Here is a 16,048-nt window from a genome sequence, read left to right as displayed (position 1 = left end):
CTCCTCGGACAGTCATCGGTGCACGGTCACCCGGCCCAGCGTCCGGCAGGCGATCAACAGCAGGGTCGCAGCCGCGACGCCGCCCACGAGCGACTCCGTCGCCCCGGCGACCGTAGCGGCGGCGGCCGGAATGCAGACGCCCGCGGCCGTCCAGGCCGAGCCGGTGGCCTGGAGCAGCAGCGCCGTCCAGATCGTCGCCCCCAGGGCGAGCAGCCCCGGTAGCTGCTGCCCCGACGGGCCCCCGGTCAGGGCGACGCCCACCACGCCGCCGAGTGCGGCGAGCGCACCGAGGTAGCTGCCGAGGCCGAGCGCCAGCGAGCGGGCCGAGAGCAGCGCGAACCCGCGCGCCGACTGCGCGGCGCGCAGGGCCGCGTGGATCCGGCTGCGGTAGCCGTACAGCAGCCACTCGGCCGGGCCCATGCTGACGGTGAGCGCCACGGTCGGCGCCACCTCGATATGGCCGCCGCGCAGCGCCGCCCCGAGCGTGAGCAGGGACATGGCCATGCCGAAGAACCCATGCGGGAGCGAGGAACGGAGTGGCGGCTTGGGGTCACCGGCGCTCCCCCGGTCACCGTCGTCACGGCAGGCACGCAGCAGCCGCCATGCCTGGAGCGCGGTGAGTCCGAGAGTGCAGACCAGCAGCAGTGCGGTCACCGGGGACGGCCGGAGCAGGCCCGCGAGTACGGCCGCTCCACCGAGCGCGGCGGGCGAGAGAGCGCGCAGCAGGGCGGCTTCGCCGCCGAGGACCAGCAGAACGCAGGAGGCGCCCAGATAGAGGGCCTGCCCGAGGCAGAAGACCAGCACGCCGCCGGACGCCCGCTCGGCGAGCAGCGCCGCGAGCAGTGCGCCCCCCGCGCCGAGTCCGGAGCCGACGGCAGCGCCGCGTGCCAGACAACGCCCGGCGGAACGCCGCTGCCCTCGGCCCAGCCATGAGTGCGCGCGGTGCGCGAGGGCCTGGTTCCAGGCCCAGGTGAGCAGCACGGACAGGGCCAGGGCGAAGGTCCCGTGCGGGAGGCGGCCGGTGTCCGCCGGGCCCGCGAACAGCGGCGCGCCGAGCGGAAAAGCCAGGCCCGGCAGGGCGTAGAGGACTCCGCGCAGCAGGCTCGCGGAGAGCGGTGCGGTCCAGGGAGACGGGACAGGCTCGGGCTCGGGATAGTGCCGAGGGGTGTCCGCGTAGAGGTCCTCGGCGAGTTCGAAGGCGTCCTGGCGGCCGTAGTGGCGCTGCACCTGGCGGTCCGTCACTCCCTCGGCCTCGATGGCGGCGGCGACCTCGAAGGGATGCACGGCGGTGGCGGCGATGCCGCCGAACCGCGTGGCAGCCTCGTCGGCGGGGTCCATGGGACGGTCCGGCCGGGGCAGCCGGGCGGGCAGCGGCTCCAGCCTCAACCCCGGCAGGAGCTCCAGGAACGCGCTCACGCGTAGCACCTCGCCAGGTCCGGTCCGGCCGCCGGGGACCACATCGTCCTCGGGTCCTCCAACAACCCGTCGTAGAAGCTGCGGAAGGTGGCCACGGTCCGTCCCAGGGTGAACTGTTCGATGACGCGCTCGCGCGCGGCCCAGCCGAGTTCCCGGCGCAGCCGCGGATCCCGGAGCAGGTCGAGCGCCGCCCGTGCCATCGCCTCCGGCTCCCGAGGCGGTACGACGAGACCGGTGTCGGCGACGGCCTCGCGTACGCCGCCGACGTCCGTGGACACCGTGGCGCGGCCGCAGGCCATGGCCTCGATCAGGCTGAAAGGGAAGCCCTCGGAGATGCTGGACAGCATCACCACGCTGCCCGCCGCGTAGGCATGACGCACGGTGTCGATCCGGCCCTCGAACACCACTCCGTCGGCGACGCCCAGTTCGACGGCGAGTGCCCGGCACCGCTCCTGGTATGCCTCGCCGCCGACCGGCGGAGCTCCGAACAGCCTCAGCCGGACGTCGGAGATCTGGGCGCGGACCAGGGCGAAGGCCCGGATCAGGGTCTCCAGGTCCTTGATCGGGTCGACCCGGCCGGCCCAGCTCAGGGTGGGCACCTCGGGTTCGGGGCCCGCGTAGGGGAAGAGCGCCGGGTCGACCCCGTTGTAGACGGTGCGGATGCGCTGCGGGTCGCAGCCGCCCCGTTCCTCCCAGCGCCGGTTGTAGCGGTTGCAGGGGGTGATCAGGTCCGCGCCCCGGTAGCCCTCGGTCGCCAGCAGCCGGAAGAAGCCCAGGATCAGTGCCTTGACCGGCCAGCGATAGGGCGCCGCACGGTAGCTGAGATAGCGTTCCCGCAGGTAGATACCGTGTTCGGAGAGCAGCAGCGGCACTCCGTGGAAGCGCCGCGCGGTCAGTCCCGGCAGCACCGCGAGCCCGCCGGTGACCACGTGTGCCACCCCGCGCCCGGGCGGCTGGACGGCGAGTGGCCGCAACGCGTGCTCCAGCAGGTCGGTGGCGTCCAGTGCGTCCTGGACGGTGGGGCGGGCGGCGTGGGTGGCGAGGAAGGGCCGCTGCCACAGCGACTGCAGCGAGCGCAGGGCCCCTTCGCTGCGCAGCGCCGCGGTGAGCGAGCCGCCGGTGAGGGCGAATTCGGCGAGTTCGTAGAGCTCGTCGGCGAAGTAGTGCTCGAAGTCGGCATCGAGCAGCGCGAGCAGAAAGCGCTCGTATCCGGCCAGGAAGCGCCGCAGGGCGCGTCCGCGCGGTGCCCGGCCCTCGGGTGTGCGACCCCACAACGGCACCGAACTGACCGAGGCGATCTGCGGCGGCAGCTTCCAGACCTGCGGTTCGCGCCCGCTGCCGGTGATGCCGAGCACATGGAAGCGCACATCCGGCATTCCCTGCACGAGCTGGTCGCACCAGACGCTGACCCCTCCGTGCACGTAGGGGTAGGTGCCCTCGGTGAGCAGGGTGACCTCCACAGGTCCGTTCATCTTCGGTGCGTTCCCCCTAGAGCCCTGCCGGGCGTGTCGGCGTACCGCGTCCGGGGCCCTGGGTGCTGCGGGGCCCCGGACGCGGTCCGGTGTTCGGTGTGTGCGCTGGTGCTTCGACTACAGGAGGCCGCCGACCAGCTTGGCGACTCCGGCGACGGTCATCGGCACCACGGTGCGCACGCCCCCGGGAACGAGCGGAGTCGTGGTCGGCGGCAGCCCGGCCGGCGGCGTGCCGGTGGGCGACGTGCCGGTGGGCGACGAGGACGGCGACGAGGACGGCGAGGGTGCGGCACTGGAACCGGCGGCGGGTGCGGCCGGGGTACCCGCGGCGTTCAGCTTGAGCGTCACGCTGCTCTGCAGCAGCCCCGGCTTGGCCCAGCCCGAGAGCTCGCCCGCGTAGGCGCTGCCGAAGGCGCTGCTACCCAGCAGTTGCTGCTGCACCGTCCCGTTGGGTGCGGTCACCTCGGCGGCGACGCCGTTCGGGGCCTGCACCGTAACAGTGCTGCCGACCCGGTATCCGCCGGCCGTGCCCGCCCCCAGGGCCGCCTTCCAGGCCGCGCGCTGCTGCAGCTCAAGGCCGATCGCTGACTCGCGCAGGTTGACGATGGGCGTGTTCGCCGCGAAGAGGTTGGCGTAACCGCCGAGCAACTGGTCCAGCACGGGGTAGAGGATCCGGTCCTCGGCCAGGTTGGACTGGTGCGCGTAGTGCGGCAGCGGGCTGTTGCCGAGGATGTGCCCGAGGTCGATCCTGGCCTCCAGCGGGGCGATGTAGCTGCCGTAGCCGGTGCTCTCGTCCAGCGGCGCGGGCAGGCAGGTGCTGGTGGCGGGGTTGGCGGTGCACAGGCCGCTGCCGCCCTGCGCGGTGCTGGTGTAGAGCCAGTTGTACTCGTCGACCTCGTCGGCGGTGTGGCCGGCGTTGTAGTAGACGTTCATGGGGAAGCGCGGCACGGTCAGCGCCTGTCCCACCGCACGCTGGTCGGTCTCGCGGGAGTGGTCGCTACCGGTCCACCTGACGCCGGTCGCGGCCAGCGCGGGGGCGAGGTTGGGGTTGTCCTGCGGCTGCTGCGGCAGCGTGGCCAGGCCGGAGTGCTCGCCGGTGACCAGCTCGGTGCTGTCGATGCTGAGCCCGTGGTTCCTGGCCCACTGCTGGTTCTGGCTGATCGCGGTCTGGATGGTCTGCTGGTCCACCCAGAGGGTGTTGCCGTTCGCGTCCTTGGTGCAGGACCACGGCACGGTCGCGGTGTTCTGGACACAGCCGAGGAAGGGGTGGTCGTAGGTGTGGTTGACCCAGCGGAACGAGGACTTCGCGGACAGCAGCGAGTCGGTCAGCGGGTCGTCGGCGCCGGTGGAGGTGATCTGGTCGCTGCCGCCGCCGTTGAAGAGGAAGTCCAGGGTGAACTGGTGGGCCGCCTCCCACTGCTGAGCGTACGTCACATCGGCCGAGGTCATCCGGATCGTCGAGGCCGGCGGGGTGCCCTGGCACGCGGAGGCGGCATCACCGGGGGTGCACTTGGCCGTGCTGCTCCAGCGGTCGTCGCCGAGGAAGACGTCGTCGATGTGCTGCTCGAAGTAGTTGCGGTCGTAGCCGAGGTGGACGCCCTGGGTCATCCAGTCGACGATCCCCCGCGCCAGCAGCCGGTACTGCTGCTGGTACTGGTTGTAGGCGAAGGTCATCACCAGCTCGGACACGCCGCCGTGGTCGTACTCGCCCGCCAGGACGCCCTGCGCACTGCCGCCCGGGATGGGGGCGGTGACCAGCGGGGTGAAGCTCGCGCCGGCGGCCTGCACGGCGAGCGGCGTGGCCAGGTAGCCGTAGCTCTCGATCACGTTGGGGTCGTTGTCCTCGAACGGCACGCTCCCCTTGAGGTAGTCGAAGGAGCCTGCCAGCCCGGCCGCGGTGACCGTTCCGGTCATCCCGTCGAGCGACCCGATGTACCCGGGGTTCGCCGCGTAGTTGAGGCCGACACCGGGCTGGGCGTAGGTGTAGGCGTCGACCTGGCGGATGCCGAAGGTCTGCTCGTAGCCGGTGATAGCCGCCATCTCGGCGGAACCCGCCGCGAACGGCGCGTTGTTTGGCAGCACCACGGCCTGGTACTTCGCCTCGGCCTGCCCGTTGGACGAGGTCCCGCTGAGGAAGGCCGCGTTGATGGTCGGCCGGTTGACGTCGGACAGCTTCACCACGGTGTACGGCGTACCGCTGATGTCCATCTCGTTCATGATGGCGGCGGTGGCCGGGCCGCCGTCGTCCACGACGAGAACCCTGAGATCGATCCGCTGCGCGGCGGTCGCCGCGTGCGCCCCTACTGCCGGGGCGATAGCCGCCAGCAGTCCCGCCGCAGTGAACGCGGCGGCCCAACGGGTCGTACGACCCATGTCGTCCCCTCCAGTGGCAGCTCCGCAGTGCCGCGGGCATGCCGAAGTACGGATCGGCGCGACGCCGTGCCGGGATGGCCGACCGCGCCTCAATGGAAATGAGTGGTAATGAGTGGATCCCCCGTCGCCCCCGCGACTGTGTGGCAACGCCGCACTTTCGAGCGTCACTGATGGTGCTCCCGTGACCGCAGTGCGTCGCGTTGCATTCATACGTTAGAAGCACGAGCGCGGCGGCTGCGCCGGATCCTGCGAGAGCGGGGCAAACCTCACCCTTGCGAGTTGGCGCTCAGTCGGCTGTTCGGTTCCAGTCACCCGAGAGGTCGGCGAGACCTCGTCAGCCAGACCCAGCCGACGAGCGCCGACCGGCCGGCCGGCGGCGGCGGAACTCAGTGTCAGTGGGGACTTCTACGCTGGCCTCATGACAGATGCTTCCGCTGCGGTCAGCTCCTCCTCCGCGATCACCCTCAGCGCGAACGATGCCCGCCGTATCGCCCTGCGGGCCCAGGGCCTGCTCGGCGCTCCGGACCGGCGCGGCGGCGTGCGCGGAGTGCTGCGCCACCTCGGCGCCGTGCAGCTCGACACCATCTCCGTCCTGGCACGCTCCCACGAGTTGATCCCCTACGCCCGCCTGGGCGCGGTCGGTCGCGCCGCCGTGGAGTCCGCGTACTGGGGCGGCGGCACCTCCTTCGAGTACTGGTCGCACGCCGCCTGCATCCTGCCGATCGAGGAGTGGCCACTCTTCGCGTTCCGGCGCCGCGCGTTCCTGGCCCGCGGCCACCGCTGGCACCGGATGGAGGACGCGGACCGCTCCTGCGCCGAGGTGCTCGCCCGGTTGCGCACCGACGGACCGCTGACCGCCACGGAGCTCGGCGGCGCCAAGAAGGGCGGCGTGTGGTGGGACTGGTCCGAAACCAAGATCGCCGCCGAGTGGCTGCTCGACACCGGCCAGGCCGTCTGCACCGAGCGCCGCGGCTGGAAGCGCGTCTACGACCTCGTCGAACGGGCCGTCCCCGCCGAGCTGCTGGACGCCGAACTCGACGACGCCGCGTGCCTACGGCAGTTGGTACGCCAGTCCGGAGCAGCCCTGGGCGTCGCCACCCGCAAGGACCTCAGCGACTACCACCGCCTGAAGGCCGAGCAGGTCGACTCGGCGCTCCCCGAGTCCGGTCTGGTCCCGGTTCTGGTCGAGGGCTGGGGCAGGGCCGGAGCCGCCGCCCCGGCCTGGGCCGACCCCGCCGCCCTGGCCGACCTCTCCGCCGGAGCGCGCGGACGGCACCGCACCACTCTGCTGTCGCCGTTCGACTCCCTGGTCTGGGACCGGGCCCGCACCGAGCGGGTCTTCGGCCTGACACACCGTCTGGAGGCCTACACCCCGAAGGAGAAGCGCCAGCACGGCTACTTCGCCATGCCGCTGCTGACCGGGGGCCGCCTGGTCGGCCGGGTCGACCCGGCCCGCGAGGGACGCGCCCTGGTCGCCCGCCAGGTGTCCCTGGACTCCCCCAAGCATGTGGAGTCCCTGGCCCAGGCGCTGCGCGAGGCGGCGCAGTGGGTGGGCTGCGACACGGTGCGGGTGGAACGGCTTCACGACGAGGCCCTGCGCCCGGCCCTGGAGAAACTCCTGAACTCCTGAGAACCCGAAGGCCTGAGGACCTGAAGACCTGAAGGAGTGTCAGCCTATTTCGAGGATCTTCTCCCGCATCGCGTACACCACCGCCTCCATCCTGGAGTGCAGCTGCAGCTTCTCCAGGATGTTGCGGACGTGGTTCTTCACGGTGTTCTCGCTGATGAAGAGCTGCTTCGCGATATCGCGATTGTTCAACCCGGTCGCCACCAGCTTCAGCACCTCCAACTCCCGTTCGGTCAAACGGGGAGCGGGCAGCAGCCTGCGGTCGTCCGTCCGCTGCTGGATCATCGACTTGAACTCGGTGAGCAGCTTCGCCGCCATCGAGGGACTGATCTGCGACTGCCCGTCGGCGACCGCGCGAATGGCGGTCGCGACCTCGTCGGTGGAGATCTCCTTGAGCAGGTACCCGGTGGCACCCGCCTTGATCGCCTCGTAGAGGTCGGCCTCCTCGTCACTGATGGTCAGCATGATGATCTTCGTGCTGGGGGCCACCTCCTTGATCGAGGTGCATGCCTCGATGCCGCTGCGCCGCGGCATCCGCACATCCATGAGGATGATGTCGGGCAGCAGGTCGGCGGCCTTCTCCACGGCTTCGGCGCCGTCCCCGGCCTCCCCCACGACCTGGATGTCCTCCTCCTGGGCGAGAACGATCTCAAGGCCGCGCCTGAAGAGCGCATGGTCGTCCACGACCAGGACCCTGATCGGTTCTACGGCGCGCCGTGGCCCGCCGAGCTCCCGGTCGTCGTCGCGCCGGTCGTCCCATCGCTCCGCCATCCGGTCCTCCCCCTCGGCTGATCGGCTGTTGCCGCAATGATTCCACGCCCGACGGCCGGTGCGATCACTCCGCCCCCCTGCTTTCGCTCGGAAGTGTCACCGCCATCACATACCGGCCACGGGTGGAGCCCCGGCGCACACAGAGGGGCGCGGTGCCAGTGCACCGCGCCCCTCTGCCTGCGGATCTACTCCAGGCCCTCCAGCTTCAGGTGGATGACTCCGTAGTCGTACCCGTGCCGTCGGTAGACGACGCTCGGCTGACCGGTGCCGGTGTCCATGAACAGGTAGAAGTCGTGCCCGACCAGTTCCATCTCGTAGAACGCCTGGTCGAGCGCCATCGGCACGGCGGCGTGGGTCTTCTCGCGGACGATGAGCGGTCCGTCGCCTTCGATCTCCAGGCAACCGATCTTCGTCCGCTGGACCGGTGCGGCCTGTTCCTCCGTGTTCGTCGTGCCGGGTCCGGGCGACAGGGATGCCGTCGCCTCGGCCACGCTCTTCGGGGAACGCGGCCCCTTGTGCACCCGTCGCCGATCGGCGACCTTCCGCAGCTGGGCGTCCAACTTGGCGGAGGCCAGGTCCAGCGCGGCGTACGGGTCGGGGGCACTAGCCTCGGCCCGGATCACCGGGCCCCGGCTGTGCAGCGTGATCTCCACTCGCTCCGAGCGCTCCGCCTGACGCGGGTTGCGCTCCTTGGAGAGCTCCACGTCCAGACTGATCACCTTGGCGTCGAGCTTCTGGATGTGCTCCAGCTTCTCGCCCACGTGCTTGCGGAACCGCTCGGGCACCTCGGTCTTGCGACCCTTGACGACGATGTCCACGCAGAACTCCGATCCCTTGCATGTCGCCGGCAGACCCTCCGGTCCGCTCGGCCCATCGAGTGCGCGCACCGCCCGCTCGGGGTGGGCGGAGCCGCCCCTCACATCCCTTCCTCCCCACTCGGAACGGTCGGAACCCCATGGAACAACGGTTCTCTGGATTCCGCCCGCGCTACGGCGGAGGACGCGGTGCGAAGGAGACGGCCAGGACGTGTCAGCCAGGTCCTGGCCTCCCAAAATCGCGGCAGTTCGAGTGCTTGTACAGCCCTTGTGTCATTCCTACCCCCGTACGGATGAACTCCCGGTAAAACTCCAGTGCTGCCGGAGGCGCGCATGCACCCTTGGTGCACACGTGTCGTCCTGCCCGACCGATCCGGAGGAGGCCACCGTGACCAGCGCGTTCGCATGCCTGTTTGACGCCGCTCTGGACCTCCTCGTCCCGGCCCACTGCGTGGGTTGCGGAACCCCGCACACCCAGCTGTGCTTCGCCTGCCGCTCCGCACTTGAGGGCGCGCGAGCCAGGCCCGCGCGCCCCTTCAGTGCGCCGCCCGGCCTCCCGGAGGTCTACGCGGCGACGGGCTACGAGGGGCCGGTCCGACAGGTCCTGCTCGCCCACAAGGAACGAGGGGCGCTGAGGCTGGCACAGCCGCTCGGTGCGGCCCTCGCCGTCGCGGTACGCGCGGCGATCCCCGCCAGCGCCGCCACTCGGAACGCTCCACTGCTGCTCGTGCCGATGCCCTCCACACCGTCGACCGTCCGGGCCCGCGGGCACGACCCGACCCGCCGTCTCACCCTGGCCGCCGCCCGGGCGCTGCGCGGCACGGGCGTCCCGGCCCGGCTGCTGACCGTGCTGCGGCACCGGCGCGCGGTGGCCGACCAGTCGGAGCTGGGCGCGACCGACCGGCTCCGCAACCTGCGCGGGGCACTGGCCGTGCCAGCGCACCGGCGAGTCCAGCTGGGCCGGGGCCGGATCATCCTCGTCGACGACCTGGTGACCACCGGCGCGACCCTGGCCGAAGCCGCCCGCGCCCTGTCTGCGGCGGGCGGCGACGTGCTGGCCGCCGCTGTCGTCGCCGCCACGGTGAAGCGCGGCGCAGCGGGGATGGCTCAGTGTCGTTAGCCGGGGTAGCTCAGCATCCCTCCGGTGGGCGCCCCGAGACTCGTCGCCAGGGTCCAGGAGCTGCTGCCCGGCAGCAGTCGGAAGATCTTCCCCTTGTCGTTCGGGTCCGCACCGCTGTTGTCCACGAGGAGCGGCGCTTTGGAGTCCTGCTGGAGTGCCGCAACCGTGCTCGCGTCGGCCGGCGACAGTGGCTGTGGGCCCGGGACGAGCGCCGAGGAACCGTCGATCTCCCAGGCGGACAGCCCCCTGGCCGTCCCGGCCGACTGGCCCAGCACGATCACGCTGTCCCCGTCGGCCCAGGAGACGGACTTGATCGTGGTCAACGTGGGCGCCACGGAGAGCAACCCGGCGATCGTGAGCTGGGGAGCCGCCGCCGTCCCGGACCGCTGGACCCGGCCGACCTCGACCGAACTCGTGTCCCCGTTCTTGACGGTCAGTGCGATCCTGGCCCCGTCGGCGGCCACCCGGACGTCGGTCACCGTGCCCTGGAGCCCGGCCACCGTGACCGGGACCAGGGTCTCGCCAACCAGGGCCCGCAGTCCCTGACTCGCGGGGTTGGTGTCCACGGTCCACAGCGTGCCCAGCGCGTCCCAACTCGGTGTCGTGAGTCCCTGGGCGCCGGAGCTGGTGAGCACCGGGTGGTCGGGCGCCGTCTGCTGGGTCAGCGTGCTGACGTACAGGGCGTGCCGGTCCTGGGAGAGCACAGCGACCTTGCCGCTTCCCCCGGGCGCGACGGCGAAGCCGCCGATCTTCCCGGCCTGCGGCGGAGCCAGCGCACCCGGAACGGTCTCGGGCGCCGGGATACCGTGCTCGTGCCCGACGTCCAGGCTCCGCAAGTGTCCATTGGCGTCCACGAAGTAGCTGGTGTCCGCGCTCGCCGACAGCAGCGGCGAGTAGGAGCTGTTGGTCCCGGCCGTGCACACCGACGAGGTGCCGGCGCCCTGGTAGAGCGCGACCGAGTTGATCGGCTGACCGGCCTGCTTGGCCTGCGCCGTCGGTACCTGCATGAGCGTGAAGAAGAGCTGAGCGGCCATCCGGTCGCAGACGGTGGGGTCCTGGAGCAGCGATCCGGACCGGCCGGTGAAGTGGACCTTGACTGTCCCGTCCGCCGTCACGTCCAGGTTTCCGCCGCCCAGGGAGGTACCTGTGGGGAAGCCCGGAAGGACAGCAGGGCCCAGCCAGTCACTCGGCCCGTCCAGCAGGCCGTCCGCGGCGTCCGTCAGCGGGTCGATGTGGCTGCGGACGTAGATCGGATCCGCAGCGAGCGGCGACGGCGCACTGCCGTTGCTCTGCCCTGCGACCGGGAAGTAGAGGTTGACCGACTCGTATATCCGCTGGAAGTCCACCTGGTTGAGAATCACGCCCTGGGGCAGCGAGTCGATCTGCCAGCCGTGGGCGCCCTTGGTGAACTCGAACGCTTCGTGGACCAGGGTTCCCGAGGCGGCCCGATAGGCGTGCTTGGCGTCGAGCGTCGCCATCTCGTGCCCGCTGACGTCGATCGTCATCCGGGTACTGGTGGCGCCCGGAAGTACGCGCTGCTGGATGCCGTCGAGAACCGTGACCTGCTTCTCGGGGTTCCAGGCGGCGTTCATGTCCTTGCCCAGGTACTCCTTGGCGGTCCGGTAGTCCGACTCGTCGGCGACCAGGTCGTCCAGGAAGTTCGACAGCAGCTGGGCCGGATGGTCCGTCGCCTTCGGCGGCTCCGCGACGACCACGACCTGCTGCGCCGCCTGGGTGCTGCCGCCGTTGCTCTCACTGGCGATCGACGGAGGTGGAAACCCCTTGCTGGGCATGGCCGCGCACCCTGCGAGGAGCACCCCGACCGCGAGCGCACCGGCCGTGCGCGCGCTACTCCTGGTCCCTGGCCGCACCGTCATCCCGCCCCTCCTTCGACACCACGACCTGCGCGCCCGTGGCGCCGTACCCGGACGCCGCCCGGACGTCGGAAGGGTCGCTCGGCGGCAGCGGGCCCCGACCGGGGACACCCGGGATCACGGAACCGTACCCCAGCACCCCGCCGAGTCCCGGCCCCAGCCCGGTCCCGAGCCCCGACCCGCCCTGCATCGAATCCGCCTGCATCGAATCCGCCAGTGAGCTCGCCCCGACCATTCCGGCCGGCCCCGACGGTCGGGACGCACGCATGTACGGCATGCCGGGGACCGTGAGTCCCCGGTTGCGCCGGGAGTCCTCAGGCTCCAACGGAATCGGCGACCGCTGGAGTTCCGCGCCGGCGTTGCGCGGCACGGTCAGCCGGAACTGCGAACCACCGCCCGGCTCGCCCCAGGCGTGCAGCCAGCCACCGTGCAGGGCCGCGTCCTCCAGAGCGATCGACAGCCCCAGCCCGGTACCGCCCGTGGTCCTGGCCCGCGCCGGGTCCGCCCGCCAGAAGCGGTTGAAGACCCGCGACGCCTCGCCCGGCTTCAGGCCGATGCCGTGGTCACGGACCGCCACGGCCACCGCACCGTCGCCGGCCGCCAGCCACACCTCGATGTCACGCCCCTCACCGTGCTCCAGCGCGTTCACCACCAGGTTGCGCAGGATGCGCTCGATCCGACGCGGGTCGACCTCCGCCACCACCGGCTCGCTGGCACCGCGCACGACGACCGTGCTGCCCTTCGTCCTGGCCAGCGGCTCGGCCGCCTCGATGACCCGGCCCACGACGTCACGCATGTCGGCCGGCTCCGCATCGAGGATCGCGGCCCCCGCGTCGAAGCGGCTGATCTCCAGCAGGTCGGCGAGCAGCGACTCGAAGCGGTCCAGCTGGTTCTGCAACAGCTCAGCGGAACGTTCCGCGGCAGGGTCGCCGAAGTCGCCCCTGGACTCGTACAGCAGGTCGGCCGCCATCCGCACCGTGGTGAGCGGCGTCCGCAGCTCGTGCGACACGTCGGAGACAAAGCGGCGCTGCACCCGGGAGAGCTCCTCCAACTGCCGGATCTGCGCCTGCAGGGCCGAGCCCATGCGGTTGAACGACTCACCGAGGCGCGCGATGTCGTCCGTCCCGGAGACCTTCATCCGTTCCTCGAGACGCCCGTCGGCGAGACGCTCGGAGATCTCCGCCGCCATCCGCACCGGCGTGACCACCTGGCGGACCACCAGCCAGGAGATCGCCCCCAGCAGGATCACCACGAAGATCCCAGCGGTCATCAGGGTGTTGGTGACCAGGCTGAGGGTCTGCGTCTCCAGGGCGAAGGGGAACACGTAGTACAGCTGGTACGACTGGGGGTTGGCCCCGGTGGTGGACAGCTGCATGCCGACCACGAGCCCCGACTCGCTCGCCGCCGTGTTGTTGAGGTAGTAGATCGTCGTGTACTCGGACTGCGACGCGGTGGGATGCGCGGCCACCTTCTGCCGGATCTCCGCGCTGATGCTCCGGTCAGGGTCCACGTTGCCGATCACCCTGGGCGCGCGTGACCCCGGATTGTCACTGCCGGTGCTCGCGCTCAGGGCGCTTCCGGGCACCATGCCGACCACCGCGTACTGGCCCGCGCCACTGCTCGCCAGGAACTTGACCTGCTGCGCCAGCAGCGTGCCCATGTCCGGCCCATCGACAGCGGTCGCTCCCGTCTGACCGCTGCCGGTCGCAGCGGCATTGTGCGCCTGGCCGCTGTTCTCCGCGGAGAGGTCCTGGAGCGCCGCGGCCTTGAAGCCGCTGTCCGCCTGCTCCACGGCGGCCTGCTGCTTCGCCGAGAGCATGCCGTTGCGCACCTGGTTCATGACAACGACGCCCAGCAGCAGCACCACGCCGATGGACAGCACCAGTGTCGTGGCGACCACCTGCAACTGGATGGACCGCCGGTAGAGGCCGGTCAGGCGACGGAAGGGACGCAGAAAGCGGCGGCCGAGCAACGTCGCCAGCGATCGCATTCCGCCCATGCCGCCGACAGCGCCGGCACCGTTCATGTCGCTCGTGTCGCTCGGGTGCGCGCCGCTGGAGACCGACCGCCCGCCGTCCGGCTGGGGCGCGGCGGGAGGCTGGCCACTCATCTCAGCTCGGTCCCGCCTTGTAGCCGACACCGCGCACTGTCACCACGATCTCGGGCCGCTCAGGGTCACGTTCGATCTTGGAGCGCAGACGCTGCACGTGGACGTTGACCAGCCGGGTGTCGGCGGCATGGCGATACCCCCACACCTGCTCCAGCAGCACCTCGCGGGTGAAGACCTGCCAGGGCTTCCGCGCCAGCGCGACCAGGAGGTCGAACTCCAGCGGGGTGAGCGGGATGCTTCGGCCGTCGCGCTTCACCGAGTGGCCCGCGACGTCGATCACCAGATCGCCGATCGCCAGCTGCTCCGGACTCGGCTCCTCCGCCCGACGGAGCCGAGCCCGGACCCGGGCCACGAGCTCCTTCGGCTTGAACGGCTTGGTCATGTAGTCGTCGGCACCGGACTCGAGGCCGACCACCACATCCACGGTGTCCGTCTTCGCGGTCAGCATGACAATGGGTACACCCGACTCGGCGCGGATCTGACGACATACGTCGATCCCGTCCCGGCCAGGCAACATCAGGTCGAGCAACACGAGGTCCGGCTTCACCTCGCGGAAAACGGCCAGAGCCTTGTCGCCGTCCGCGACGAAAGAAGGCTCAAAACCCTCCCCCCGCAGCACGATGCCAAGCATCTCAGCCAGAGCAGTGTCGTCATCGACGATCAAGACGCGTCCCTTCATGTCTCCCATGGTCTCATTCCGGAAACGTGAGCTGAGGCACAGTGGACAGAGACATCCGCCACTCGTTCGAGTTTTCTATCCACGAACGCTAACTTTTGTTGGCAAACACGACATAAAGCAGTGTTGTTCTCAGCCACTCGAACCCCCTCCGGAGCGGCTGAACGCGGCTCGGCGCGGTGTGGCACGACTGTGGCACGGCCGCGGCAGGGTGCGGCGGCCTTGCGGCGCGGCCGAACTACCCCCGGGCACCTCCAGTCCCGGCCGTGACACGATGTGCGCGACCGCGGAGGCTGTGCCTCCTGTGGCCCCCACCACATACCGCGCAGTTCGACTAGAGACGGACCCACGCATGACCGACGCTCCGAGCCAGCGCCCGCCGGAGCCCGCTGCTCCCGGATCAGCCGACACGGACGCCCCGAACAAGCACCCCACGATCCCCGGACAAGCCACTACGCCGGTGCCGGGGGCAGCGGAGGCACCGCAGCGGTCGTACGCGCGGGTCGACGTACCCGGCGCGGAGCACCCTCCGACCTGGCACAACCCGGCGCTCGGTTGGAACACGGCGCCGAGGCGGGGGCAGCTGCCACCTGCCCCGGTCCCCGGCTGGGAGTGGTCCGGCAGCTGGGTCCCCCGGCCCGGAGTCATCCCGCTCAGGCCGCTCTCCGTGGGGGAGATCATCAGCGGTGCCTTCGCAGTCCTCCGTCGGTACTGGAGAGCCACCCTGGCCATCTCCGCCTGCGTGGCCTTGGTGTCACAGGCCGGGATCACGGTGGTCAGCTCAGCCCTGAGCCAGCAGATGGACGCGCTCAACAACACCTTCTCCGCCAACGGGGGCTCGCCCGCGGACATGCGGCAGGCTCTCGCCTCGCTGGGTGACGCAGGATATGTGCTGGGACTCAGGTCTCTCATCGGACTGACCGCCGGGACCTGCGCGGCGGCGCTGCTCAGCGTCGTGGTGAGCCGAGCCGTGTTGGGCAAGCCGGCGACGCTGTCCGACGTCTGGACCGAGACGCGCCCGCGCCTGCTTCAGATGCTCGGTACGGCCCTCATGGTCTCGTTCATCGTCGGAGGCGCGGTCGCACTCTCAGCCGCTCCCGCTCTCATCGCCCACGCCGCAGGCAGCTCCGACGTGACGGTGTCCAACCTCACTCTGCTGGTGCTGCCCGGCCTGCTGGCGGCCACCTGGCTCTACATCACGCTGAGCCTGGCCACCCCAGCACTCGTGCTCGAGCGGCAGGGTATTCGCGCGTCACTGAGTCGATCTGCCCGCCTCGTCCGCAGGGCCTGGTGGCGGATCTTCGGGATCACCCTGCTCGTCGGGTTTCTCGTCCTGATCGCCTCCATCCTGGTCGACCTGCCGTTGGCCTTCGCCCAGGTCGTGACCACCGTCGGCAGCTCCGGCTCGGTGACCGCAACGTCATCGTCCACCCTGCTTCCGGACGCGATCGGCGGATTCATCAGCGCTGCACTGACCCTGCCGCTTACCGCGAGCGCCTGCGTCCTGCTCTACATCGACCAGCGCATCCGCCGCGAGGCACTCGACCTCGAACTCGCCACTGCAGCCGGTGTTCCCAACTACGGCGAATCCACGCGGCGTTCCTGACGGTCCCCCTGGGGGGGTGGGGGGTGCGGCTTCTGTTCTGGTGCCAGGCCCCCACCCCGACGCCGGCTGGGCGATCCCGGTGCCGGGAGGTGCCTGGGTGGGGAACGCAGTTAAGCCCCCTGACCGGTGGTCAGGGGGCTTACTGTCAATGGTTGTTCGGCGGCGTCCTACTCTCCCACAGGGTCCCC

At 70.7% G+C, this 16,048-nt stretch carries 11 protein-coding genes; 3 read left to right on the top strand and 8 right to left on the bottom strand.

Translation table 11 applies throughout. The features are described 5' to 3' along the window. Nucleotides 1-12 precede the first annotated feature (12 nt). The 3 genes from ABIA33_RS18740 to ABIA33_RS18730 all read right to left on the bottom strand — a co-directional run bounded on the left by ABIA33_RS18740 (nucleotide 13) and on the right by ABIA33_RS18730 (nucleotide 5,261). On the bottom strand, nucleotides 13-1,416 hold the full coding sequence (locus ABIA33_RS18740; protein ID WP_370082981.1) for a hypothetical protein: 1,404 nt from the start codon (nucleotides 1,414-1,416) through the stop codon (nucleotides 13-15). Then, nucleotides 1,413-2,888, bottom strand: a complete 1,476-nt coding sequence (pelF, locus tag ABIA33_RS18735) for a GT4 family glycosyltransferase PelF (protein WP_370082979.1) — start codon at nucleotides 2,886-2,888, stop codon at nucleotides 1,413-1,415. The genes ABIA33_RS18740 and pelF overlap by 4 nt, the downstream gene beginning before the upstream one ends. Nucleotides 2,889-3,005: 117 nt before the next feature. After that, the gene (locus tag ABIA33_RS18730) at nucleotides 3,006-5,261 is read right to left on the bottom strand and encodes a hypothetical protein (protein ID WP_370082977.1); all 2,256 of its coding nucleotides are present in this window, start codon (nucleotides 5,259-5,261) and stop codon (nucleotides 3,006-3,008) included. Nucleotides 5,262-5,679: 418 nt separating this feature from the next. On the opposite strand from ABIA33_RS18730, the gene ABIA33_RS18725 reads away from it, so the two are divergent. Further along, complete coding sequence (locus ABIA33_RS18725; protein WP_370082975.1) at nucleotides 5,680-6,891, top strand: winged helix-turn-helix domain-containing protein; 1,212 nt, start codon at nucleotides 5,680-5,682, stop codon at nucleotides 6,889-6,891. Between the two features lie 39 nt (nucleotides 6,892-6,930). Here the strand turns inward: ABIA33_RS18725 and ABIA33_RS18720 are convergent, their stop codons facing one another. Further along, nucleotides 6,931-7,659 (bottom strand): response regulator, encoded by a 729-nt coding sequence (locus tag ABIA33_RS18720; RefSeq protein WP_370082973.1) that lies wholly within the window; start codon nucleotides 7,657-7,659, stop codon nucleotides 6,931-6,933. Nucleotides 7,660-7,844: 185 nt separating this feature from the next. Beyond that, nucleotides 7,845-8,477 (bottom strand): ribosome hibernation-promoting factor, HPF/YfiA family, encoded by a 633-nt coding sequence (gene hpf, locus ABIA33_RS18715; protein WP_370082971.1) that lies wholly within the window; start codon nucleotides 8,475-8,477, stop codon nucleotides 7,845-7,847. A 385-nt stretch (nucleotides 8,478-8,862) separates the two neighbouring features. Between hpf and ABIA33_RS18710 the strand changes: the two genes are divergently transcribed. Further along, nucleotides 8,863-9,594 (top strand): ComF family protein, encoded by a 732-nt coding sequence (locus ABIA33_RS18710; protein WP_370082969.1) that lies wholly within the window; start codon nucleotides 8,863-8,865, stop codon nucleotides 9,592-9,594. On the opposite strand, the gene ABIA33_RS18705 is transcribed toward ABIA33_RS18710, so the two are convergent. Genes ABIA33_RS18705 through mtrA form a run of 3 tightly spaced genes read right to left on the bottom strand, consistent with a single transcriptional unit; the run spans nucleotide 9,591 to nucleotide 14,257 of the window. Beyond that, nucleotides 9,591-11,387 carry an LpqB family beta-propeller domain-containing protein gene (locus ABIA33_RS18705; RefSeq protein ID WP_370082967.1) on the bottom strand — a complete coding sequence of 599 codons (1,797 nt, stop codon included), beginning with the start codon at nucleotides 11,385-11,387 and terminating at the stop codon, nucleotides 9,591-9,593. The two genes, ABIA33_RS18710 and ABIA33_RS18705, sit on opposite strands and share 4 nt — an antisense overlap. A gap of 55 nt (nucleotides 11,388-11,442) precedes the next feature. Next, nucleotides 11,443-13,578, bottom strand: a complete 2,136-nt coding sequence (gene mtrB, locus ABIA33_RS18700) for an MtrAB system histidine kinase MtrB (RefSeq protein WP_370082965.1) — start codon at nucleotides 13,576-13,578, stop codon at nucleotides 11,443-11,445. A 1-nt stretch (nucleotide 13,579) separates the two neighbouring features. Further along, the gene (gene mtrA, locus ABIA33_RS18695) at nucleotides 13,580-14,257 is read right to left on the bottom strand and encodes an MtrAB system response regulator MtrA (protein ID WP_123502153.1); all 678 of its coding nucleotides are present in this window, start codon (nucleotides 14,255-14,257) and stop codon (nucleotides 13,580-13,582) included. Between the two features lie 349 nt (nucleotides 14,258-14,606). Between mtrA and ABIA33_RS18690 the strand changes: the two genes are divergently transcribed. After that, nucleotides 14,607-15,860: a hypothetical protein gene (locus ABIA33_RS18690; protein WP_370082962.1), complete on the top strand. Its 1,254-nt coding sequence runs from the start codon at nucleotides 14,607-14,609 to the stop codon at nucleotides 15,858-15,860. Nucleotides 15,861-16,048: the final 188 nt, after the last annotated feature.

The organism is Streptacidiphilus sp. MAP12-16, assembly GCF_041262165.1.
Lineage (GTDB): Bacteria > Actinomycetota > Actinomycetes > Streptomycetales > Streptomycetaceae > Streptacidiphilus.
This window is presented reverse-complemented; position numbering and strand designations above follow the sequence as displayed.